Here is a 21,003-nt window from a genome sequence, read left to right as displayed (position 1 = left end):
ACACTGACATCGCCGCAACAGTTGAGCCCTTTGCCGAAGGCGGCTATCACAGAACCAACCCAATATGCAAAAACCAAAGGATAGGCCCGATGCGCGATTTCTCAGTTTGTGTCTTTTGTGGCGCGCGGGACGGGGCAAATCCCCTTTATGCAAAGGCCGCGCGTGACTTAGGCCTTGCAATTGCAACGGCGGGAATGCGCCTTGTTTACGGGGCGGGTGATGTTGGGCTGATGGGGCATATCGCCCGCGCCGCGCAAGAGGCAGGGGGTGAGACATTCGGGGTCATCCCAACCCATCTGATGGCGCGCGAGGTCGGCAAACGCGACCTGACGCGTTTTGTCATCACCGAAACCATGCATGAGCGCAAAAAGGTCATGTTCATGAATTGCGATGCGGTCGTGATGATGCCAGGCGGCGCTGGCAGCTTGGACGAATTTTTTGAAGTGCTCACATGGCGGCAATTGGGCCTGCATGATAAGCCGATTATCCTCATGAACACCGCGGGCTATTGGGACAGGCTGACCGATCTTTTGCACCATGTGGTCACAGATGGCTTTGCCGATGCGAGCCTGTTGGACTTTGTGGAAACGGCAGATACGCCTGCTGATATCTTGGCGCGGCTTAATGCCTATCGCGCGGCCTGAGGGCGCATGGCCCCCACCGAATAGATCGCAAGCCCTGCCCAAATCAGCGCAAAGGCAATCGCGTGCCACAGGGTGAGAACCTCACCAAAAATGACCACGGCAATCGTGAATTGCAGCGTGGGGTTCAGATATTGCACCAGACCAATCGTTGAGAGGGCCGCACGCTTTGACGCGTAGGAGAACAAGATCAAAGGTGCCGCGGTCAAAGGGCCAGACAAGATCAGCACCCCCGATTGGATCAGATCAGCGCCAAAGACACCCTCAGCCCGCCCCAACCAAACGAGATAGGCAAGCGCGATTGGCATCAGCAAAAACACCTCAGCCGTGACCGATACAACCGGCCCCGCCGCGACATAGCGTTTGATCAGACCGTAAAGGCCGAATGTGAGGGCCAAGATCAGCGAAATCCACGGCGCCACCCCAAGACCGAGGGTCAATTGCACAACCGCAATGGCCGCCAAAAGAACGGCGATTTTTTTTGACCGCGAAAGGCGCTCTTTCAACACAAGCGCACCAAGCGCCACAGCCACCAAAGGGAAGATGTAATAGCCAAGCGAGCTTTGCATCAAATGGCCTGTTTGGATGGAAAAAATGAAGAAAAACCAATTTGTTGAAATCATCAAGGCCGCAGCCCCGATCAATAAAAACGACCGCCCGCCCGACAAGGCGCGGCGCAATTCACCCAGTCGCGATTGCAGCGCAAGCACGCCGATAAAGACAAAGACCGACCACAAGGTGCGATGCGCCAAAACCTCCAACGGCGGGATATCGGCCAATAATTTATAGTAAAGCGCGGAGAAGCCCCAAATCACACAGGCCCCCACCATCGCCAAAACGCCTTTGGTGTCCTCTGTCATGAAGCATCGCCTTCGGTTCTGTGGTTAAGTCCGTATGTGAGGGGGGATTTTGGGGGAGGTCAAGGAGGGCCTTGCGATAGATTTCCCCCTTCGCATTAAATCCAAAAGGAAAAGAAAAACCCCCCGCTTTCGCGAGGGGTTCTGTTTCAATCTAGGCCGTGAACCGCCTCACTTCATCCGCGAAGCCACGTTTTCCCAATTCACGAGGTTGTTCAGGAAATTGTCCAAATAGGCAGGGCGCTTGTTGCGGTAGTCGATGTAATAGGAATGTTCCCACACATCGCAGCCCAACAGGGCTGTTTGACCAAAGCAGAGCGGGTTCACGCCGTTTTCGGTCTTGGTGACCTTGAGGCTGCCGTCTTTGTCCTGCACCAACCAGCACCAGCCAGAGCCAAACTGACCCACGCCTGCGGCGGCGAAATCAGCCTTGAACTGATCAACCGAACCAAAGCTGTCAACCAGTGCCTTTTCCAATTCCGATGGCATGGCCGATGACCCTGGCCCCATCATTTCCCAGAACTGCACATGGTTCCAATGCTGGCTTGCATTGTTGAAGATGCCGTTTTGGGCCACAGCGCCTGCCTGATAGGTGCCTGTGATGATTTCTTCAACAGATTTGCCTTCCCATTCGGTGCCTGCAATCAGCTTATTGCCATTATCGACATAGGCCTTGTGGTGCAGGTCGTGGTGGAATTCCAATGTCTCGGCCGACATCCCCTTTGCGGCAAGCGCATCATGGGCATAGGGCAGGTCAGGAAGTGTAAAAGCCATGGGTTTATCCCCTCGTCTCGCGGTTTCAATTTCTAGACCACAGATGGAGGGCATCGCCCCCAAAGGTCAAGGGGGAGCAGATCAGAAATACCCCACCTCGCCGCCTTTTGCGCCAGAGACGCGCAGCAGGTCATGGACATATTGCTTGACCGAACGAAACGCAAAAAGCCGCGCTGTTTTTGGATCGGTTAGCCAAACTGCGGCAGCGGCCTGTGCCACGCGACTGCGGCGCAATTCACCGACCCCAAAACTGTCGGGATGAAAATCTGCGGGCATCAATTTGGCCAAACAATCGCGCAATGCGCCCGCTGTGGGTGCGGTGATCTCAAACACCGCGCGCGCATCGGACATATCCAACGCCAGATGATGCAGCTTGGCCAATTTCTTGTCCAAGGTGGCGACATGCGCCGCGCATTCCGCATAGGGGCAAAGGATCATCACCTCGTCATGTGACATCCATGCGACCCCATATGCGCCCTTCTCAAGGATTGCGCGCGGGGCGGGCATGGCAAGGCCTGTGATGGCCTTGACCGCTGTCGCCACTGTTTTCTGAGACAGATCTGCGCGCAAGGTGATCATCCCTTGCAGCGGCAGTTCGTTGACGCTGACATAAGGTGTTAGGGTGCTGAGATCAGACATTTTGCTTCTCCCCCTCGGGATCAAAGAAGATGGTCGAACAAATCCGTGCCTTGATCTGACCACCCTTACCATCGGTGAGATTCACCACTTCGCCCATGCGATCAGGGCCATTATGGATCAGCGCCATTGCGATCCCGCGTTTCAGGGTTGGTGAATAATAGGTCGATGTCACCCGCCCTTGGACATTGTTCTGACCATTGGCGTTTTTGCCTGCGCGGATCACATAGGCACCATCTGGCAGAACCCCACCATCCAGCGTCTCAAGACCGACCAATTTCCACCGATCAGGATTATCCATGAAACTCCGCGACTGTGCGCGTTTGCCCAAATAATCCTCTTTCTTTTTGGAAATCGCCCAATCAAGGCCCAAATCCTGTGGGATGACCGTGCCATCGGTTTCATCCCCGATCATGATGAAGCCCTTTTCCGCCCGCATGACGTGCAGCCCTTCGGTGCCATAGGGGGTGATGTTCCATTCTGCGCCCGCCTCAATCAGGCTTTTCCAGAATTCCAATCCCTGACTTGCAGGAACAGCGATTTCAAAGGATAGCTCACCCGAGAAGGAAATGCGGAACACCCGCGCCTCAAACCCGCCGATTTTCGCATCTGTCCACGCCATAAAGGGCAGTGCTTCTGCAGACAAATCCGTGTCGGAGCCGAGCTTTTCCAACAGCTTGCGCGCATTGGGGCCAACCACGGCCACCTGTGCCCATCTTTCGGTCACATTGGCGGTGTATACCTTAAAGTCCCACCATTCGCATTGCAGCCAATCTTCCATATGGGTGTGGATGTGATCAGCCCCGCCTGTGGTGGTATGCACGAGGAACGTCTCTTCATCGAGACGCGCCACAACGCCATCATCCATCAAAAAGCCGTTCTCATTGCACATAAGACCATAACGGCAGCGACCCGGTTTCAGGGTGCTCATCATATTGGTGTAGAGCATATCCATAAACCGCCCCGCATCAGGCCCTTTGACGATGATCTTGCCCAAGGTCGATGCATCAAGCAGACCAAGCGAGCCGCGGGTGGCATTGATCTCGCGGGTCACGGCAGCGTGGCGATCTTCGCCCGCCCGTGGATAGCAATAGGGGCGCCGCCATTGACCAACGGGCTCAAAATCGGCGCCATGTTCAACGTGCCAGTCAAAGATCGGGGTGCGGCGCAGCGGTTGGAACACCGCACCACGCGCCTCGCCTGCGATGGCCCCCATGGAAATGGGCGTATAGGGTGGGCGGAAGGTGGTGGTTCCCACAGCAGGGATTTGCGCCTGAAGTGCATCAGCAAGCACCGCAAGGCCATTGATATTGCTAAGTTTTCCTTGATCGGTTGCCATACCCAAAGTGGTGTAGCGTTTGGTATGCTCAACGCTTTCATAACCCTCGCGCGCGGCCAACTGAACGTCAGACACTTTCACATCGTTTTGGAAATCCAACCACATTTTTGCGCGTTTCTGAATAGGTGCGCGGGCGGGCATGATCCAAATCGGGGCCAAGGCCCCCAATTCAGGCTCGACCACTTTGGGCAGGCGCGATTTCACTGCTTGGCCCGTGGCGGCCGCAACAGCCGCCTGCGCCGATTTCAAAGACGCAGCTGCGGTGGAATGCCCGTCTGCCGCCCCTGCCACGAAAACAAACCCTTCGCCGTCATGGCTGAGCGGCGGGCGCGTTGGATCGGGGCGGAAACAGGCCTGTGCCTCATCCCAAATCAGCTTGCCACCGCAATGTGACCACAGATGCACCACAGGCGACCATCCGCCCGACATGCCGACCGCATCACAGGCGATGACCTCGCCCGTGCTGCCATCGCTGTCTTGCGCGCAGATTTTCACGCCCGTGACACGCTTGCCCCCTTGCGCCTCTGCAATCGCCATCCCCTGCTTGACCGAAATCCCCGCAGAACGGGTGGCTTCAATCAAATCGCCTGTCGCAGAGGGACGTGGGTCGATAACGGCTGCAACCTCAAGACCCGCCTCTTTGGCGACCAAAGCACTGCGATAGCCATCATCATTATTGGTGGCAATCACGATACGCTTGCCCGCGGCCACGCCGTAATTCACGATGTAATCGCGCAAGGCGCTCGCCAACATCACGCCCGGAATATCATTGCCTGCAAAAGACAGCGGGCGCTCGATTGCACCTGTCGCGGTGATGATGCGTGCGGCGCGAATACGCCACAACCGATGACGGGGGGCATCAACGTTCGGCGCGTGATCCGTCACGCGCTCATAGGCCAAGGCATAACCGTGATCATAGACCCCTGCCCCCATAGTGCGGGCGCGCAAGGTGACATTCTTCATCTTGCCAAGGGCCGCCAATGTTGCGGTGATCCATTCATCCGCAGATTTACCGCCCAATTCGATCCCATCGACAGGCGCGCGGCCACCCCAATGGGCGGTTTGTTCAACCAAAAGCACCCGCTTGCCTTGCTTGCCTGCGTCCAACGCAGCCTGAAGCCCTGCAATCCCACCGCCAATGATCAGAAGATCAACATGGGCGTAGAAATGCTCGTAACGATCTGCATCGCGATCTTTGGGGGCTTTGCCCAAACCCGCTGATTGGCGGATGATGGGTTCAAACACATGCTTCCAAAACGGGCGCGGGTGGATGAATGTCTTGTAATAAAAGCCCGCAGGCAAGAACCGCGCGAGGTAATTGTTCACCACGCCGATATCGTTCTCAAGGCTTGGCCAGTGGTTTTGACTTTGCGCCTCAAGTCCTTCGAACAATTCGGTGGTGGTCACGCGTTGGTTTGGCTCAAACCGCGCATCACGGCCCAAACCGACAAGCGCGTTTGGTTCTTCCGCGCCCGAGGCCACAATACCGCGCGGGCGGTGATATTTGAACGAGCGGCCCACTAACATCTGGTCTTCCGCCAAAAGCGCAGAGGCCAGCGTATCCCCCGCAAGCCCGCGCATTTTTTGGCCGTTAAATTCAAAAGAAACCGTGCGGGCCTTGTCGATCAGACGGCCGCCTTGAGGCAAACGATGGCTCATGTCAGGCTCCAATCAGGGCGTTTTGCCTGTATCTTTGCAATAATCTCTTTGGGGGGTTCGGGCGTTTGTGCGCTATAGGTTCCAAACACCTCTAGGGTCGCGGTGCAGCGCGCCGCCAAGAACCATTTGCCACAGCCATATGTGTGCCGCCAGCGTTCAAAATGCATGCCCTTTTGGTTGTGCCGCATGAACAAATAGCCTTCAAAATCCTCATCGGAAGATCCTGGGCCAAAGCGTTTGAGATGCGCCTCACCGCCAGGGGAAAGCTCAGTCTCATCGGCGGAGACACCGCAATAAGGGCAGGTCAAAAGCAGCATAGCTGAACCTCGCTTTGGTAAATCTTAAACATCAAGGCAGGCATCAATGCGCCACCCCCGCCGCCACGCTTTCATCAATAAAGCGGCCCTCGCGGAAGCGGTTTAGGCCAAACTCATCGGCCAAAGGTGAATGCCCTTTGGCCATAAGTTCCGCCATCGCCCAACCTGATCCGGGGATAGCCTTGAACCCGCCCGTGCCCCAACCGCAGTTGATAAAGCAATTCTCAACAGGGGTTTTCGAGATAATCGGGGAACGATCCCCCGTCATATCAACAATCCCCCCCCATTGGCGCAGCATCTTAAGGCGCGAAATCATCGGGAATGTCTCGACCAAGGCGCGCACCGTCTCCTCGATATGCTGGAAAGAGCCGCGCTGCGTGTAGTTGTTATAGCCATCCGCACCACCGCCAATGACCATTTCACCTTTGTCGGATTGGCTCATATAGCCATGCACCGTGTTGGCCATAACAACCACATCCATGCAGGGCTTAATAGGTTCAGACACCAGCGCCTGAAGCGCGACCGATTCAATGGGCAGACGGAAGCCTGCCATATCGGCCACATGGCTGGAATGACCCGCCACTACGATGCCCAATTTATTGCACCCAATGCGGCCCTTGGTGGTTTCAATCGCGCTGACCGCGCCATTTTCGCGGTGGATGGCTGTGACCTCGCATTGTTGGATGATGTCCATCCCCATCGCGGAACAGGCCCGCGCATAGCCCCATGCCACCGCATCGTGGCGCGCCGTGCCGCCGCGCGCCTGCCACAGACCGCCCAAAACAGGATAACGCGGCCCCTCAAGATGGATAATCGGGCAAAGTTCTTTGACCTCGCGCGGGGTGATGAAGCGTGTCTCAACGCCCTGCAGCGAATTTGCATGCGCCGTGCGCAAATAGCCGCGCTTTTCATGCTCGGTCTGCGCCAACATGATCACGCCGCGCGGGCTGAACATGATGTTATAATTCAAATCTTGGCTCAGGGTTTCATACAGACTGCGCGATTTCTCATAGATCGCGGCAGATGGGTCTTGGAGATAGTTCGAGCGAATGATCGTGGTGTTGCGCCCCGTGTTCCCGCCGCCAAGCCAGCCTTTTTCAATCACCGCTACATTGGTGATGCCAAAATTCTTACCCAAATAATAGGCCGTGGCCAAACCATGGCCGCCTGCGCCGATGATGATCGCGTCATACTGGGCCTTTGGTGTTGGGTTGCGCCACGCGCGTTCCCAACCTTGGTGATATCCCAATGCCTCTTTGACGATGGCAAAGACAGAATAGTGGCGCATGGCGAAAGACACTCCTGAAAACTTGCCCCTGTTTGGCCCTGTTCGGGACGCAAAAGGATACTGCGGGCGGCATATTTGCGCGCAAAAACGACCAGATGCAAAACGCAATTCCTGCATTTCTTGCCGCGCTTTGCGGGCCTGCGCAAGATGGTCGCGGCTTTGTGTCACGATTATCCTTTTGATCTGCGGGCCAAGGGCTTACATCTGAGCCAAGACGACATTTCGCGGGAGAATAGGCTTGATGGTTTTCTGGATCGCAACTGCTGCAATTTCTGTGGCAGCTATCTTGATTTTGCTGCGTGCTTTTCTGCGCGGCGTATCCGAGACAACCCCAACCGAAGCCTATGATGTGCAGGTCTATCGCGACCAATTGCAGGAACTTGAGCGCGATGAAGCGCGTGGCGTGCTATCGCCGCAAGATGCAGAACGCGCCCGCGCAGAAGTTTCACGCCGCCTGATTGAGGCAGATCGCGCCCTGCAAGCGGCCCAAGAGGCGGGAACGGGCCTCGCCAATGGTAAGGTTCTGATCCCTGTGGGTTTGGTCGCAACGCTGGCTTTTGCGGTTTTGGTCTATGCGCAATTGGGGGTGCCCAATTATCCAGATATGCCGATTGCAACCCGCATTGAACGGATCGAAGAAAATCGCGCCACCCGCCCCTCACAGGCCGAGGCTGTGGCCGAGGCTTCGGTGTCGGCCCGCCCTGCCATCCCCGAAAACCCAGAACTTGAGGCCTTGGTTGAACGTCTGCGCGCGATTATGACAGAGCGGCGCGATGACCCAACGGGGTGGCGCCTCTTGGCGGAAAACGAGTTGCGCCTTGGCAATTTCGAGGCTGCCGTTGCCGCGCAAGAACAGCTTGTCGGCCTGCTTGCCCCAGAAAGCCCCGAGGGCGTGGCCGCAAGGGCCAATCTGGCGGAAATGATGATTTTGGCGGCGGGCGGGTATGTTTCGCCCGAGGCTGAGGCCGTGTTGACCGACACCATCGCGCAAGAGCCGCGCAATGGAACCGCGCGCTATTACATGGGCCTTATGTATGCCCAAGGGGGCCGCCCAGATCTGGCCTACACAATCTGGCGCACTCTTTTGGCCGAAAGCACGCCTGATGCGCCATGGCTTGAACCCATCCGCTTGCAGATTGAAGAAGTGGCCTTTTTGGCCGGTGATCCCATCAATGTGGATGACCTTCCTCAACCCCGCCGTGAAGACGCCCCCCTTCGCGGCCCTGATGCCGCGCAAATGGAAGCCGCAGGTCAAATGAGCGCCGAAGATCGCGCTGCAATGATTGAGGGCATGGTTGGCAATTTATCGGCCCGTTTGGCCAATGAGAGTGGCACTGTTGAAGAATATGCACAACTGATTACGGCCTTGGGTGTTTTGGGCCGCCTTGATGAAGCGCGCACGATTCTGGCTGAGGCGCGCGCAAATTTTGCGGGCCAAGACGGCGCTGCGGCAGTGTTGGACAATGCTGAGGCAGGCCTGCCCCAATGACCGAGGGTTTTGTCGACCTTCACGACTTTGCAGCGGCCACCGCGCCGCCTGCCGCGATTTTGGGTTTGGATTTTGGCACCAAAACCATTGGCATTGCCATCAGCGATTTATTCCAAAGCGTGGCAACCCCGTTGATCACAATCAAGCGCGAGAAATTCACCCAAGACGCCGCCGAATTGGCGAAACTGGTGGCGGCACGCGATATTCGCGGCCTCATCCTTGGCCTGCCCCGCAATATGGATGGCAGCGAAGGCCCCCGCGCCCAATCAACCCGCGCTTTTTTGCGCAATATCGGCCGATTTGAGGGGCTGTCGCATTTGCCCGCCGCGTTTTGGGATGAAAGATTATCCACTGTGGCCGCCGAAAGGGCGCTTTTAGAGGCGGATACGTCCCGAAAACGTCGCGCCGAGGTGATTGATGCGGTCGCTGCAAGCTATATATTGCAAGGATCACTGGATCGCATGCGGGTCATCCGCAGCGCAGAATAGAGGCAGGGCAGGCAATGGTGGATGAGGTTTGGTCGCGCGAAGAAATAGCTTCGCCTTGCATAAAAATCTGCCTTGTTCATCCGACCGAACGGATTTGCACAGGATGCTATCGCACGATTGATGAAATCAGCACATGGGGCCGCAAGTCACCCGAAGAACGCGCGGACATCATGAAGGCCCTGCCAAGCCGCGCAAATCTTTTGAGCAAGCGCCGTGGCGGGCGCGCGGCACGGGTGCCGAATTAGGCAGGCTCACGCATCATTTGCATCGCGCGCGCAATCACCTTGGGGCTCGCATCGGCTGTTTGTGCCTCGGTCGATAACATGCGCCGCCATGTGCGCGCGCCAGGCTGCCCCGAAAATAGCCCCAAAATATGACGCGTCACATGATGCAACCGCCCGCCTTGGCTGATATGGCGCTCGGCATAGGGGATCATCGCCTCGGCCACCTCATGCGCCGACAGCACTGTGCGCGGGTCATCAAAAATCACTGTATCCGCGTGGCCCAAGATCACATAGGGGCTATGATAGGCCGCGCGCCCAACCATCACCCCATCAAGCCCATCCCTAAGGTGGGATGCGACCCCGTCTAGATCCTCAACACCGCCATTGATCGATAGATGCAGGTTTGGAAATTCTTCCTTCATGCGCCGCACCAAGGCGTAATCAAGCGGCGGGATGGTGCGGTTTTCCTTGGGGCTTAGCCCCTCAAGCCACGCTTTGCGTGCGTGAATTGTCAGACGCCTGACCCCTGCCTCTGCCATCTGTTCCAAAAATGCGGGCAAAATCTCGGCGGGGTTTTGATCATCAACCCCGATGCGGCATTTCACCGTCACCTCGACAGTCCCAGCGTCCTGCATCGCCCGCACGCAATCTGCGACAAGCTGTGGGGTTTTCATCAAAACCGCCCCAAAACAGCCCGATTGCACCCGATCAGACGGGCACCCCACGTTGAGATTGATCTCATCATACCCATAGGGCGCAGCAATTTTCACCGCCTGCGCCAATTCAGAAGGATCAGAGCCCCCCAATTGCAGCGCAACGGGATGCTCAGCCGCATCATAGGTCAAATGCCGTGCAGCCTCCCCATTCACCAAAGCGGCGGAGGTCACCATTTCGGTATAAAGCAAAGCGTGACGCGACATCAGACGATGGAAATAACGACAATGCCGATCCGTCCAATCCATCATGGGCGCCACGCTGAGGCGGGCATTGTGGGTCAGGGTCTGGGTCACATCATTACCGCGTTGGTGGTGGGGCCTACCAATATGCGGGGTTTTGCAAGGCAGGCGCGCAGGTTGCGGGGCCTTCTAGCGGTAAAATCGGGGCCTTTGTCAAGGATTGTGCAATCCACCCTTGCGGTTGGCTTAACGGGTAAGGTGCGGGCAAAACCACAGGGTCAATGGCCGCAAACCCCGTCTTTCCGTAAAACGCGGGGTCACCATATGTGACCACGATATCGCCCACCAACTGTGACAGGGCGTAGGCAATCAACCCCTGCCCCACGCCCTGCCCCTGATGGTTTGGCAATACCGCCATTGGCGAGAGCAAGAACACAATCCTACTCGTCTGCGGAAAATAGAGCCGCGTGAAAATCACCACGCCCACGCACAGATCGCCCTCATGGGCGGAAAAGGCTGCGATGTCATTTTTTGGGGTGGTTTTGATCAAGTCAGCGGCGAGTGCTGATACAAATTCCCCCTCCTCCGCCCCTTCAGAGGCGGTGAAGCTTTTCAAAAACACATCCGCAAAAGCGGTGGGATCAGGATTTATGGCACGGCGATACTGCATGTCTGGCAGAGTTAGCATCGGCCATCACGAACTCAAGCCAAAATGCGACTTTGCCCTCTGGGCTTGGCAAGTTCGGCATTTCCCCCTAAAACCCGCCCGAACAGCATAGGGGCCGCACTGGCCCCTCGCGGCCAAAATCAACGCTTGATCACGCTGATCGGACATGACCCCGCCTTGGCATTCCAAGGCCGGCAAGGGACTAGATTTGATGATATCTCTCGCGCATTACCGCCATGAATGGACGCATAATATCCGTGGCGATCTTTTGTCAGGATTGGTTGTGGCCTTGGCCCTGATCCCTGAGGCAATCGCCTTTTCCATCATTGCGGGCGTTGACCCCAAAGTAGGCCTTTATGCCAGTTTCTCCATCGCTGTGATTTGCGCAATCACAGGCGGGCGGCCTGGCATGATTTCGGCGGCCACCGCCGCCACCGCCGTTTTGATGGTGACTTTGGTGCGCGATCACGGGCTGCAATATCTCTTGGCGGCCACTGTTTTGGCGGGTCTTTTGCAAATCATGGCGGGTCTTTTACGGCTTGGCTATGTGATGCGCTTTGTTTCAAAATCCGTCATGACAGGCTTTGTGAACGCCTTGGCCATCTTGATTTTCATGGCGCAATTGCCCGAACTTGACCCGCGCAATGTGCCGATTTTGACCTATCCCTTAGTCGCGGCGGGGCTTGCGATCATCTATCTATTTCCGCGCCTGACGCGGGCTGTTCCATCACCCCTTGTCACGATCATCGTGTTGACGGCGCTATGTGTCTTGATGGGGTGGGATGTGCGCACTGTAGGCGATATGGGGCATTTGCCTGACACGCTGCCCGTATTTTTGATCCCTGATATCCCGCTGACTTTTGAAACATTGCAGATCATTTTCCCGTATTCACTCGCCGTTGCGGTTGTGGGCCTGTTGGAAAGCTTAATGACACAGCAGATTGTGGATGATCTGACCGACACAGCGTCAGATCGCAATCAAGAATGCATCGGCCAAGGTCTGGCCAATTCTGCCACCGGGTTCATCGGCGGGATGGCGGGCTGCGCCATGATTGGGCAGTCGATTATCAATGTAAAATCAGGCGGGCGCGGACGGCTTTCGACCTTTGTGGCGGGAATTTTCTTGTTGATCCTCTGCGTCTCGCTTGGCGATATCGTGGCGATTATCCCGATGCCTGCCTTGGTCGCGATTATGATCATGGTGTCGATTGGCACATTTTCATGGTCATCCATCACCAATTTGCGCGAGCATCCCAAATCCTCCTCTATCGTGATGTTGGCGACTGTGTTCTTTGTGATTTACACGCACAACCTTGCGATTGGCGTTTTGGTTGGGGTGCTTCTGTCTGGCATTTTCTTTGCGTGGAAAATCTCGCAGCTCTTTCGCGTTACATCGAGCATCACCGCCGATGGACGCCATCGCAACTATCGGATTGAAGGCCAGCTTTTCTTTGCCTCCTCCGAAGATTTTATGAAGGCCTTTGATTTCCGCGAAGCCTTGGATCGTGTCACCATTGATCTGACCCATGCCCATATCTGGGATATTTCATCCGTAGCCGCCTTGGATATGGCAATTTTGAAATTCCGCCGCGAGGGTGCTGAGGTTGAGGTCATCGGCCTAAACGAGGCCTCAGAGACCATCGTTGATAAACTTGCCATTCATGACAAACCTGGCGCCTTGGATGCGCTGACGGGCCATTAAGGGGATTGTGTGATGACCGATAAACCAAACCTGATGGCGCTTGTGGATGCCTCGGCCTATTCCGAAAGCCTGTGCCATTACGCAGCATGGATCGCAGGGCAGAACGCGTGGAAGGTCAAGCTTTATCACATCTTAGGTCGCCGTTCGGGGCATGATCGGGGGGATTATAGCGGCGCAATTCGACTTGGTGCGCGCAGCCGTCTTTTGGCCGAGCTGTCACAAATGGACGAAGCCCGCGCAAAATTGGCCCAAGAGCAAGGCCGCGCTGTGCTAGAGGATGCCGCCGCCCTTATCAGCGCCGAGGGGGTCGAGGTCGAAACCCGCCTGCGGCAGGGGGATCTTGTCGATACGGTGGCTGACAAAGAACAAGCGGCTGAAATGATCATGATCGGCAAACGTGGCGAGGCGGCAAGTCACGCCATGGCGCATTTGGGGTCAAACCTAGAACGGATTTTGCGCAGCGCGCACCGCCCCGTCTTCATCGCCAATCGCAGCTTTGCCCCTATTTCAAAACTTTTGATCGCATTTGATGGTGGGGCCTCTGCCACAAAGGCAGTCGATTATGTCGCCACTTTGCCCGCGTTTTCAACGCGCGCCGTCACTTTGGTTTTTGCGGGAACACCAAGCGCCGAACAAATCACGGCGCTTGAGGCGGCAAAAAACCGTCTGACCGCGGCAGGAATGGGCGCTGACATCCTCATTGAGGCGGGCGAGCCCGAGCACCTGCTTGCGCGGCTCTGTGACAGTGACAGCAGCACTGGCGCCGCCCATGATCTCTTGGTGATGGGGGCCTATGGCCACAGCCGTGTGCGCCAATTGATGATCGGCTCAACCACCACGCAGATGATCCAATCCTGCAAAGCCCCCGTTTTGGTCATGCGGTAACACTCCCCTCACATGGGTGTGAGGGAGAGAAATAAGACTAGGCGCGCGCGGGATTCTTCGTCAAAAGCGGTGAAACGCTGTCGAATAAGGCTAAAGGGACCACGATGAAAAAACGCGCAATAGCCGCATTTTTGGTGGTGCTAATTGTCTTAGGGTTTTGGGCTCTATCCGCGCTTGATTTATCGCTTGAGGGGCTGCGCGGCTTTGTGGATGACGCGCAAATGTGGCGCGACCAAAATGCAGGGCTTTTATGGGGCCTCTATTTCCTGATCTATGTGGCGGTCACGGCGCTGTCTCTGCCCTTGGCGGTTTGGATGACCTTGGGGGCAGGCGCAATTTTCGGCTTTTGGTCGGCGCTGTTGATGGTGTCCTTTGCCGCATCCCTTGGGGCGACCCTGGCCTTTCTCACCGCCCGCTATCTTGCACGGGATTGGGTTATGGGCCGATTTGGCGCGCGGCTTGAGGGCGTCAATCGCGGGCTTGCACGCGATGGGGCCTTTTACCTCTTTACCTTGCGCCTTGTGCCGATTGTCCCCTTTTTCGTGGTTAATCTGGTGATGGGCCTATCGCCGATGAAGGCCTTGACCTTTTACGGGGTAAGTCAAGCGGGGATGCTTGCAGGAACGGCCGTTTATGTGAACGCAGGCACGCAATTGGCAACGATCACAGCCGTTGCTGATATCCTGTCGCCCCCGCTGATTGGATCTTTTGCAGCGCTTGGCCTTTTTCCATGGATTGCAAAATTTGCGATTGCGCGCATCAAACGCTATCGCGCCTATCGCCCCTATACGCGCCCTGCCCGTTTTGATCGCAATCTGATCGTGATTGGCGCAGGCGCGGCTGGTCTTGTTTCGGCCTATATCGCCGCTGCGGTCAAGGCCAAGGTCACCTTGGTTGAGGCTGGAGAAATGGGGGGGGACTGCCTCAATTTTGGCTGCGTCCCCTCAAAGGCATTGATCAAATCCGCCAAGCGCGCCCATGACATTGCCCATGCCGAGGAATACGGCCTTATCGCCACGCCCCCCAAGGTGGATTTCCCGCGCATCATGGCCCGCATTCATGAGGTGATTGAAACCATCGCGCCCCATGACAGCGTAGAGCGTTACGAGGGTTTGGGGGTTGAAGTGATCAAGGGCTATGCCCGCATCCGTGACCCTTGGCATGTTGAGATCATGCAAAATGATGGCAGCGTCACAACCTTATCCACCCGCGCGATCATCGTGGCCACGGGCGCATCTCCGACCATCCCCCCCATCACGGGCCTGTCCGATGTGCCCTATCTGACCTCTGACACATTGTGGTCAGAGATGAAAACCCGTGAAACCGCCCCACAATCCATGGTGGTTTTAGGGGGTGGGCCGATTGGCTGCGAATTAGCGCAAAGCTTCGCGCGGCTTGGGGTTCAGGTCACACAGATCGAACGCGCGCCGCGGCTTTTGGCGCGCGAGGATGAGGAGGTCAGCGCCGCCCTTCTTGCCGCGATAGAGGGGGATGGGGTTGCTGTCAAAACAAGCTCAACGGCGCAATCCGTGAGCCGTGCGGGTGATCAGATTGCCGTGGAAATCGAAGCGCCAGAGGGCCGTGAGGTGATCCTGGCCGATGATCTTTTGGTGGCAGTCGGGCGCAGCCCGCGCCTGACGGGGTTTGGCCTTGAAGAATTGGGGATTGTCACAGATCGCAAGGTCGATACGAATGACTATTTGCAAACCCTTTTCCCCAATATCCTCGCCGCAGGCGATGTCGCAGGCCCTTATCAATTCACCCATACGGCAAGCCACGAGGCCTATTACGCCGCCGTAAACGCGCTGTTTGGGGATATTAAGCGCAGCAAAGCCGATTATCGCACCATTCCTTTTGCAATTTTTACCGATCCCGAAATCGCCCGCGTTGGCCTGTCTGAAAGTGAGGCCCGAACCAAGGGCGTGGCTTATGAGGTCACGCGCTATGATCTCGATGATCTTGACCGCGCCATTGCCGATGGCACCAGAAAGGGGTTTGTAAAGGTGCTGACCGCAAAAGGCAGTGATCACATACTTGGGGCCACGATTATCGGGGCCGAGGCGGGAAATCTCTTGGCCGAATTCACCTTGGCCATGAAACACGGGCTTGGGCTGAACAAAATCTTGGGCACCATTCACATTTATCCAACCCTCGCAGAGGCGAATAAATATGTCGCGGGGAATTGGCGCAAAGCCCGCGTGAACCCCCGCGCCCTTGCGCTGCTGCAGCGGTTTCACGCCTGGAGGCTGGGAAAATGATCGATGCCCGTCTATTGCCCCTACAACGCCGCCTGACCCGCCCCTTTGCCGAAGCTTTGTATAAGGCCGGTATCAGTGCAGATCAGATCAGTTTGTTTGGCTTTGCTCTGGGGCTATGCGCCCTGCCCGCGCTTGCCATGGGGCACTTTGGGCTGGGTCTTATGTTCATCCTGCTCAACCGCCTTTGTGACGGGTTGGATGGGGCTGTGGCGCGGATCGCGGGGCCAACAGATCGGGGCGCATTTTTGGATATCGCGCTTGATTTTCTCTTTTACGCGAGCATCCCACTGGGGTTTGCGCTGTTTGATCCGAGCCGTAACGCCCTGCCTGCTGCGCTCCTGTTGGCCAGTTTCATTGGCACGGGCGTGTCATTTATGGCTTATGCCGTGATTGCCGCGAAACGCGGGTTGCACTCTTCAGCCTTTCCGCAAAAAGGGTTCTATTATTTGGGCGGCCTGACCGAAGGGGCCGAAACAATTGCCGCATTTGTGGTCTTTTGCCTTTTCCCCATGGCCTTCCCTGCCTTTGCGTTTATTTTTGCAGCGGCCTGCGCCATTACAACACTCACCCGCCTCATCGCGGCATGGGTGGCTTTTTCACCGAACACGCATTGAGAGAGAGACCTCATGATCAAACGCCTTTTGCCGATACTGGCCCTGATGATGGCCACACAAACCCATGCGCAAACATGGCAAGACACAGTGGATGCCGCGCGCGGGCAGACTGTGTATTGGCATGCATGGGGCGGTGATCCACGCACGAACAATTATATTGATTGGGTCGATGCGCAGATGCAGGCGCGTTTTGGTATCGCGGTCGAGCATGTACCGCTGACCGACACGGCCGAGGCCGTGACAAGGGTTCTCTCAGAACGTGCCGCAGGTCAGAACACGGGCGGCGCGGTTGATCTGATCTGGATCAACGGGCCAAATTTTCTGGCGATGAAAGAGCAAGATTTGCTGTTTGGCCCCTTTGTTCAACGCCTGCCAAATGCGCGCTTTGTTGACCTGTCGCCTGATGCGCCTGCATCGGTTGATTTTACCGTTCCCATTGATGGGCTAGAGGCCCCATGGCGCTTGGCCAAATTCGTGTTCATCCATGACAGCGCCCGCGTCCCGAACCCGCCACAATCTATGGGCGAATTGCTCGATTGGGCGCGTGACAATCCCGGGCGTTTCACACATCCCGATCCTGCCAATTTCATGGGGGCCAGTTTTCTAAAACAGGCTTTGATCAGTTTGGTTGATACCCCCGCCATCCTGCAAAACCCTGTAAGCGAAGCGGATTATACCGCCCTCACCGCCCCCCTTTGGGCATGGTATGATGCCTTGCGCCCCTTGATGTGGCGGGAGGGTGAAACATTCCCTGAAAACGAGTCGATCCAAGCGCGCCTTTTGAACGATGGCGAAATCGATATCACCATGTCGTTTGACCCAAGCTATGCGGCAGCGGCCATCAATTTGGGGCTTTTGCCCGACACGGCCCGCGTTTTCGTGCCCGAGGGGGGGACGCTTGGAAATATCAGTTTTGTGGCAATCCCCTATAACGCGGCCCATGTTGAGGGGGCGCAAGTGGTGGCAGATTTCCTGCTATCGCCCGAAGCGCAAGCGCATATGCAAAATATCGACAATCTCGGCGCGTTTTCCGTGCTTGACCCCGCACTGATGGATGCCGAAGCGGCAGCGTTTTTTGCAGACCTTCCCCAAAGCCCCGCCTTGCCCGAATTGGCCGATCTGGGGCCAACCTTACTTGAACCCCATGCAAGCTGGATGACCGCCATCGCCGAAGATTGGGCGGCGCGCTACGCACGCTGATGGGGCGTGGTGCGTCTATCGGTGTGTTCAGCGCGGCGGCGGCCTTGGTCTTGGCCCCGATTGTTGCGGGCTTTGCCATTGGCCTTGCGGCCAGTTTGGGCTTTTTCCCCGCGATTGGCGCAGATCACCTGACATTTGCGCCCTATCACCGCTTGATTGCGGTCCCCGAGTTTTGGGGCGCGCTTGGTCTGTCGCTGCAAACAGGGGGGGTGTCCACGGCCCTCTCGTTGTTGCTTGCGCTGATCTTCGTGGCACAAGGCGGCGGGGAAAGCCGTATCTTAGCCCCGCTATTGGCCATTCCCCATGCCGCAATCGCCCTTGGCCTTGCATTCCTAATTGCGCCTTCAGGGTGGATCATGCGTGCGCTTGCGCCCCTTTTGGGCATTGACCGCCCCCCAGATCTCGCCTTGGTGAATGATCCTGCGGGTTTTGCGCTGATCCTTGGATTGGTGATCAAGGAAACCCCGTTTTTAGTCATCGCTATCGCCAGTGCCATGGCGCAATTGCCCGTGATCCGCACCCGCCAAATCGGGGCAAGCCTTGGCTATGGCACGCTGCGAATTTGGGCGCTGCTGATCTTGCCGCAGCTTTACCCGCTGATCCGACTGCCTGTGATGGTGGTGTTGGCTTACGGGCTATCTGTGGTGGATATGGCCTTGATCTTGGGGCCGAATGCCCCGCCAACCTTCGCCGTCTTGGTCACGCGCCTGTTTATCGCACCTGATTTGACGCTGCTTTTGCCCGCATTTGCGGGGGCTATGATTCAAATCGCGCTGATTGCCTTGGCCTGTCTCAGCCTATGGTTATGTGAGCGCGGCATGATGCGACTTGCCAAGGCCGAGGCGCGCATGGGGCGGCGCGGGGGAACGCGGATACCCCTATCATGGATCACGCCCCTGCCGCGCGGGATCATGGGGTTGGGTCTGATCGGCATTGTGGGCTTGCTTTTGTGGTCAATCACATGGCGGTGGGTTTGGCCTGATGTTTTTCCACAATCCCTTTCCCTCAGGGCATGGCAAAGCGGCGATTGGGGTGCGCCCCTTCATACAAGCCTTGAGATTGCAATGATCAGTCTGACAATCGCAACACCGCTTGCGCTTCTGACACTCGAGGCGGTGGATCATTTGCCCAACAAATTGGCAAAATCTATCCTTTTGCCGCTGATCTACACCCCGCTGTTGATGCCCCAGATTGGGTTTCTTTATGGGGTGAATATTGCCGCGCTGAAACTTGGCATCACGGCAGGGGTGGCGCCCGTGATTTGGGCGCATCTTTTGTTCGTTTATCCTTATATTTTGTTGATGCTGCTCGATCCGTGGCGCGCAATGGATCGCAGGGTGTTACAGGCGGCAGCCGCCCTTGGCGCAGGGCCGTGGCGGGGGTTTTTCGCTGTGAAACTTCCCTTGATGCTTCGGGCCATCATGGTGGCCATGGCGGTTGGTTTTGCCGTTTCCATTGCGCAATATCTGCCGACCCTCTTTGTCGGCGGCGGCAGGGTCGCTACGATCACCACTGAGGCGGTGACGCTCGCCTCAGGCGGGGATCGCAGGATCACAGGGGTTTATGGCAGCCTTCAGGCCGCGCTGCCCCTGTTGGTCTATCTGCTGGCCTTCTTGACCCCGCGCTATGTTTGGCGCAACAGACGCGCGATGCAAGCGAGGGTGACATGAGCCTAGAGATCACAGAACTGAGCCTCAGTATTGGGGAACGGATGCTGTTTCAGCCCCTCAGCCTGAGTGTTGCGCGTGGCGAGGTTGCCACGATCATGGGGCCATCTGGAATCGGGAAATCCACCCTTTTGGCGGCAATCGCAGGCCATCTTGACCCATCCATCACGGCGACTGGTCATATGACCCTTGAGGGACAAGACCTAGCCTCCCTTGCACCCGAAACACGCGGGGTGGGCATGATTTTTCAAGATCCGTACCTCTTTCCCCATCTCAGCCTTGGTGACAATCTTGCCTTTGGTCTGCGGGCAAGCGCCGACCGCACCGCGCGCCGCGCCGGCATAGAGGCAGCCCTTGAGACAGCGGGCCTTGCGGGCCTCTATGAGGCAGACCCAGACACACTTTCAGGCGGCCAAAAATCCCGTGCCAGCCTGATGCGCAGCCTCTTGGCAGAGCCGCGCGCGCTGTTGATGGACGAGCCTTTTTCGGCCTTGGACATGGAATTGCGAGATGAGATGCGCCGCTTTGTTTTTGCACATATCCGCGCGCGCAATATTCCTGCGGTTTTGGTCACACATGACCCCGCAGATGCAGAGGCCGCGAACGGCCCCTGCTGTCAGTTACAGCGAGATTAGATCGCGTCTAGCTCTGCCTTGAGGTCGCCCATCTCTGCGCCCCCTGACATCAAGCGGCGCATTTCCTTGTCACCGATCTCGGTAGCGGTGCCCGCCCCAATCGTTTTACCAAGCGCAAGGAACGTATAGCGATCCCCCACCAGACGCGAATGGATTTCGTTATGCGTGATGAAAATAATCGCAATATCCCCGCGTGCGCGGACGCGTTTGATTGTTTTCAAAACACCCATCTGCTGACGCTGACCAAGCGCTGAAGTTGGTTCATCCAAGATCAGAACCTTAGCCCCGAAATAAATCGCGCGCGCAATCGCCAATGTCTGACGCTGACCGCCCGACATTGTGCCAACCGCCTGCGTGGGGTCAGAGAAATCAATACCGATTTTCAGCATCTCATCATGCGCAATCTTGTTCATTTCATTCATGCGCAAGCTGCCAAGCGGCCCTGTCAATTCACGACCCATAAAGAAATTACGGGTGACGCTCATCAACGGGTTTAAGGCCAAATCCTGATACACTGTGCCAATGCCAGCGGCAGAGGCATCCCGCGGCGAGCGGAAGGTAACAGGTTTCCCTTCGATATAGATTTTGCCTTCGGTGGGTTGGTGAACACCTGCAAGGGTTTTGATCAGGGTCGATTTACCCGCCCCGTTATCCCCCAACAGGCAATGCACCTCACCTGGAAAGACCTCTAGGTCAACGCCACCAAGGGCTGTGAACGGGCCAAAGCGTTTGACCAGATTTTCTACGCGAAGATATGGTTCAGCCAT

General features: G+C 56.7%; 20 protein-coding genes. 11 read left to right on the top strand and 9 right to left on the bottom strand.

The window, feature by feature from the left end:
* Positions 1–89 precede the first annotated feature (89 nt).
* Entirely contained in the window at positions 90–644 is a 555-nt protein-coding gene (locus tag AAC620_RS02560) for an LOG family protein (protein ID WP_340242675.1), read from the top strand.
* Here AAC620_RS02560 and rarD read toward each other — a convergent pair.
* The 6 genes from rarD to AAC620_RS02530 all read right to left on the bottom strand — a co-directional run bounded on the left by rarD (position 629) and on the right by AAC620_RS02530 (position 7,511).
* A complete protein-coding gene (gene rarD / locus AAC620_RS02555; RefSeq protein WP_340242674.1) occupies positions 629–1,501 on the bottom strand; it encodes an EamA family transporter RarD in 873 nt (290 codons plus the stop codon). The genes AAC620_RS02560 and rarD overlap by 16 nt on opposite strands.
* A 168-nt stretch (positions 1,502–1,669) precedes the next feature.
* Positions 1,670–2,272, bottom strand: coding sequence for a superoxide dismutase (locus tag AAC620_RS02550; RefSeq protein ID WP_340242673.1), 603 nt, complete (start codon positions 2,270–2,272; stop codon positions 1,670–1,672).
* Positions 2,273–2,353: 81 nt separating this feature from the next.
* Positions 2,354–2,911: a sarcosine oxidase subunit gamma gene (locus AAC620_RS02545; RefSeq protein WP_340242672.1), complete on the bottom strand. Its 558-nt coding sequence runs from the start codon at positions 2,909–2,911 to the stop codon at positions 2,354–2,356.
* Positions 2,904–5,906: a sarcosine oxidase subunit alpha family protein gene (locus AAC620_RS02540; protein ID WP_340242671.1), complete on the bottom strand. Its 3,003-nt coding sequence runs from the start codon at positions 5,904–5,906 to the stop codon at positions 2,904–2,906. The genes AAC620_RS02545 and AAC620_RS02540 overlap by 8 nt, the downstream gene beginning before the upstream one ends.
* Positions 5,903–6,223, bottom strand: coding sequence for a sarcosine oxidase subunit delta (locus AAC620_RS02535; protein ID WP_340242670.1), 321 nt, complete (start codon positions 6,221–6,223; stop codon positions 5,903–5,905). Before AAC620_RS02535 ends, AAC620_RS02540 begins: the two co-directional genes overlap by 4 nt.
* A gap of 43 nt (positions 6,224–6,266) precedes the next feature.
* Positions 6,267–7,511, bottom strand: coding sequence for a sarcosine oxidase subunit beta family protein (locus tag AAC620_RS02530; RefSeq protein WP_317654692.1), 1,245 nt, complete (start codon positions 7,509–7,511; stop codon positions 6,267–6,269).
* 241 nt (positions 7,512–7,752) lie between these two features.
* Here AAC620_RS02530 and ccmI point away from each other — a divergent pair, with 241 nt between their 5' ends.
* The 3 genes from ccmI to AAC620_RS02515 are packed head-to-tail and all read left to right on the top strand — an operon-like array spanning position 7,753 to position 9,733.
* Entirely contained in the window at positions 7,753–9,000 is a 1,248-nt protein-coding gene (ccmI, locus tag AAC620_RS02525) for a c-type cytochrome biogenesis protein CcmI (RefSeq protein WP_340242669.1), read from the top strand.
* Positions 8,997–9,488, top strand: a complete 492-nt coding sequence (gene ruvX, locus AAC620_RS02520) for a Holliday junction resolvase RuvX (RefSeq protein WP_340242668.1) — start codon at positions 8,997–8,999, stop codon at positions 9,486–9,488. The genes ccmI and ruvX overlap by 4 nt, the downstream gene beginning before the upstream one ends.
* Positions 9,489–9,502: 14 nt before the next feature.
* The gene (locus AAC620_RS02515) at positions 9,503–9,733 is read left to right on the top strand and encodes a DUF1289 domain-containing protein (RefSeq protein ID WP_340242667.1); all 231 of its coding nucleotides are present in this window, start codon (positions 9,503–9,505) and stop codon (positions 9,731–9,733) included.
* Here the strand turns inward: AAC620_RS02515 and dusA are convergent.
* The gene (gene dusA / locus AAC620_RS02510) at positions 9,730–10,722 is read right to left on the bottom strand and encodes a tRNA dihydrouridine(20/20a) synthase DusA (RefSeq protein ID WP_340242666.1); all 993 of its coding nucleotides are present in this window, start codon (positions 10,720–10,722) and stop codon (positions 9,730–9,732) included. The two genes, AAC620_RS02515 and dusA, sit on opposite strands and share 4 nt — an antisense overlap.
* A gap of 25 nt (positions 10,723–10,747) precedes the next feature.
* Positions 10,748–11,296: a GNAT family N-acetyltransferase gene (locus AAC620_RS02505; RefSeq protein ID WP_340242665.1), complete on the bottom strand. Its 549-nt coding sequence runs from the start codon at positions 11,294–11,296 to the stop codon at positions 10,748–10,750.
* A gap of 190 nt (positions 11,297–11,486) precedes the next feature.
* Here AAC620_RS02505 and AAC620_RS02500 point away from each other — a divergent pair, with 190 nt between their 5' ends.
* From AAC620_RS02500 to AAC620_RS02470, 7 genes are all read left to right on the top strand, one after another.
* Complete coding sequence (locus AAC620_RS02500; RefSeq protein WP_340242664.1) at positions 11,487–12,977, top strand: SulP family inorganic anion transporter; 1,491 nt, start codon at positions 11,487–11,489, stop codon at positions 12,975–12,977.
* Between the two features lie 12 nt (positions 12,978–12,989).
* Positions 12,990–13,862, top strand: coding sequence for a universal stress protein (locus tag AAC620_RS02495; protein ID WP_340242663.1), 873 nt, complete (start codon positions 12,990–12,992; stop codon positions 13,860–13,862).
* Between the two features lie 104 nt (positions 13,863–13,966).
* Entirely contained in the window at positions 13,967–16,120 is a 2,154-nt protein-coding gene (locus AAC620_RS02490) for an FAD-dependent oxidoreductase (protein WP_340242662.1), read from the top strand.
* On the top strand, positions 16,117–16,734 hold the full coding sequence (locus AAC620_RS02485; protein WP_340242661.1) for a CDP-alcohol phosphatidyltransferase family protein: 618 nt from the start codon (positions 16,117–16,119) through the stop codon (positions 16,732–16,734). The genes AAC620_RS02490 and AAC620_RS02485 overlap by 4 nt, the downstream gene beginning before the upstream one ends.
* A gap of 12 nt (positions 16,735–16,746) precedes the next feature.
* A complete protein-coding gene (locus tag AAC620_RS02480) occupies positions 16,747–17,934 on the top strand; it encodes an ABC transporter substrate-binding protein (protein ID WP_340242660.1) in 1,188 nt (395 codons plus the stop codon).
* Positions 17,934–19,604, top strand: coding sequence for an ABC transporter permease (locus tag AAC620_RS02475; RefSeq protein ID WP_340242659.1), 1,671 nt, complete (start codon positions 17,934–17,936; stop codon positions 19,602–19,604). Before AAC620_RS02480 ends, AAC620_RS02475 begins: the two co-directional genes overlap by 1 nt.
* Complete coding sequence (locus tag AAC620_RS02470) at positions 19,601–20,236, top strand: ATP-binding cassette domain-containing protein (protein WP_340242658.1); 636 nt, start codon at positions 19,601–19,603, stop codon at positions 20,234–20,236. The genes AAC620_RS02475 and AAC620_RS02470 overlap by 4 nt, the downstream gene beginning before the upstream one ends.
* Here AAC620_RS02470 and AAC620_RS02465 read toward each other — a convergent pair.
* On the bottom strand, positions 20,233–21,003 hold the full coding sequence (locus AAC620_RS02465) for an ATP-binding cassette domain-containing protein (RefSeq protein ID WP_340242657.1): 771 nt from the start codon (positions 21,001–21,003) through the stop codon (positions 20,233–20,235). The two genes, AAC620_RS02470 and AAC620_RS02465, sit on opposite strands and share 4 nt — an antisense overlap.

Origin of the sequence: Roseobacter sp. HKCCA2468 (assembly GCF_037805105.1) — a bacterium.
Taxonomy (GTDB): Bacteria; Pseudomonadota; Alphaproteobacteria; order Rhodobacterales; family Rhodobacteraceae; genus M30B80.
Note: the sequence above shows the minus strand (reverse complement) of the source record. Positions and strands in the feature narration are given on the sequence as shown.

Coding starts and splice junctions, on each gene's coding strand:
- ccmI (WP_340242669.1), top strand. CDS start 7,753: ATGGTTTTCTGGATCGCAACTGCTGCAATTTCTGTGGCAGCTATCTTG.
- AAC620_RS02500 (WP_340242664.1), top strand. CDS start 11,487: ATGATATCTCTCGCGCATTACCGCCATGAATGGACGCATAATATCCGT.
- AAC620_RS02560 (WP_340242675.1), top strand. CDS start 90: ATGCGCGATTTCTCAGTTTGTGTCTTTTGTGGCGCGCGGGACGGGGCA.
- AAC620_RS02485 (WP_340242661.1), top strand. CDS start 16,117: ATGATCGATGCCCGTCTATTGCCCCTACAACGCCGCCTGACCCGCCCC.
- AAC620_RS02475 (WP_340242659.1), top strand. CDS start 17,934: ATGGGGCGTGGTGCGTCTATCGGTGTGTTCAGCGCGGCGGCGGCCTTG.
- AAC620_RS02540 (WP_340242671.1), bottom strand. CDS start 5,906: ATGAGCCATCGTTTGCCTCAAGGCGGCCGTCTGATCGACAAGGCCCGC.
- ruvX (WP_340242668.1), top strand. CDS start 8,997: ATGACCGAGGGTTTTGTCGACCTTCACGACTTTGCAGCGGCCACCGCG.
- rarD (WP_340242674.1), bottom strand. CDS start 1,501: ATGACAGAGGACACCAAAGGCGTTTTGGCGATGGTGGGGGCCTGTGTG.
- AAC620_RS02530 (WP_317654692.1), bottom strand. CDS start 7,511: ATGCGCCACTATTCTGTCTTTGCCATCGTCAAAGAGGCATTGGGATAT.
- AAC620_RS02495 (WP_340242663.1), top strand. CDS start 12,990: ATGACCGATAAACCAAACCTGATGGCGCTTGTGGATGCCTCGGCCTAT.
- AAC620_RS02505 (WP_340242665.1), bottom strand. CDS start 11,296: ATGCTAACTCTGCCAGACATGCAGTATCGCCGTGCCATAAATCCTGAT.
- AAC620_RS02545 (WP_340242672.1), bottom strand. CDS start 2,911: ATGTCTGATCTCAGCACCCTAACACCTTATGTCAGCGTCAACGAACTG.
- AAC620_RS02470 (WP_340242658.1), top strand. CDS start 19,601: ATGAGCCTAGAGATCACAGAACTGAGCCTCAGTATTGGGGAACGGATG.
- AAC620_RS02480 (WP_340242660.1), top strand. CDS start 16,747: ATGATCAAACGCCTTTTGCCGATACTGGCCCTGATGATGGCCACACAA.
- AAC620_RS02550 (WP_340242673.1), bottom strand. CDS start 2,272: ATGGCTTTTACACTTCCTGACCTGCCCTATGCCCATGATGCGCTTGCC.
- AAC620_RS02515 (WP_340242667.1), top strand. CDS start 9,503: ATGGTGGATGAGGTTTGGTCGCGCGAAGAAATAGCTTCGCCTTGCATA.
- AAC620_RS02465 (WP_340242657.1), bottom strand. CDS start 21,003: ATGGCTGAACCATATCTTCGCGTAGAAAATCTGGTCAAACGCTTTGGC.
- AAC620_RS02490 (WP_340242662.1), top strand. CDS start 13,967: ATGAAAAAACGCGCAATAGCCGCATTTTTGGTGGTGCTAATTGTCTTA.
- AAC620_RS02535 (WP_340242670.1), bottom strand. CDS start 6,223: ATGCTGCTTTTGACCTGCCCTTATTGCGGTGTCTCCGCCGATGAGACT.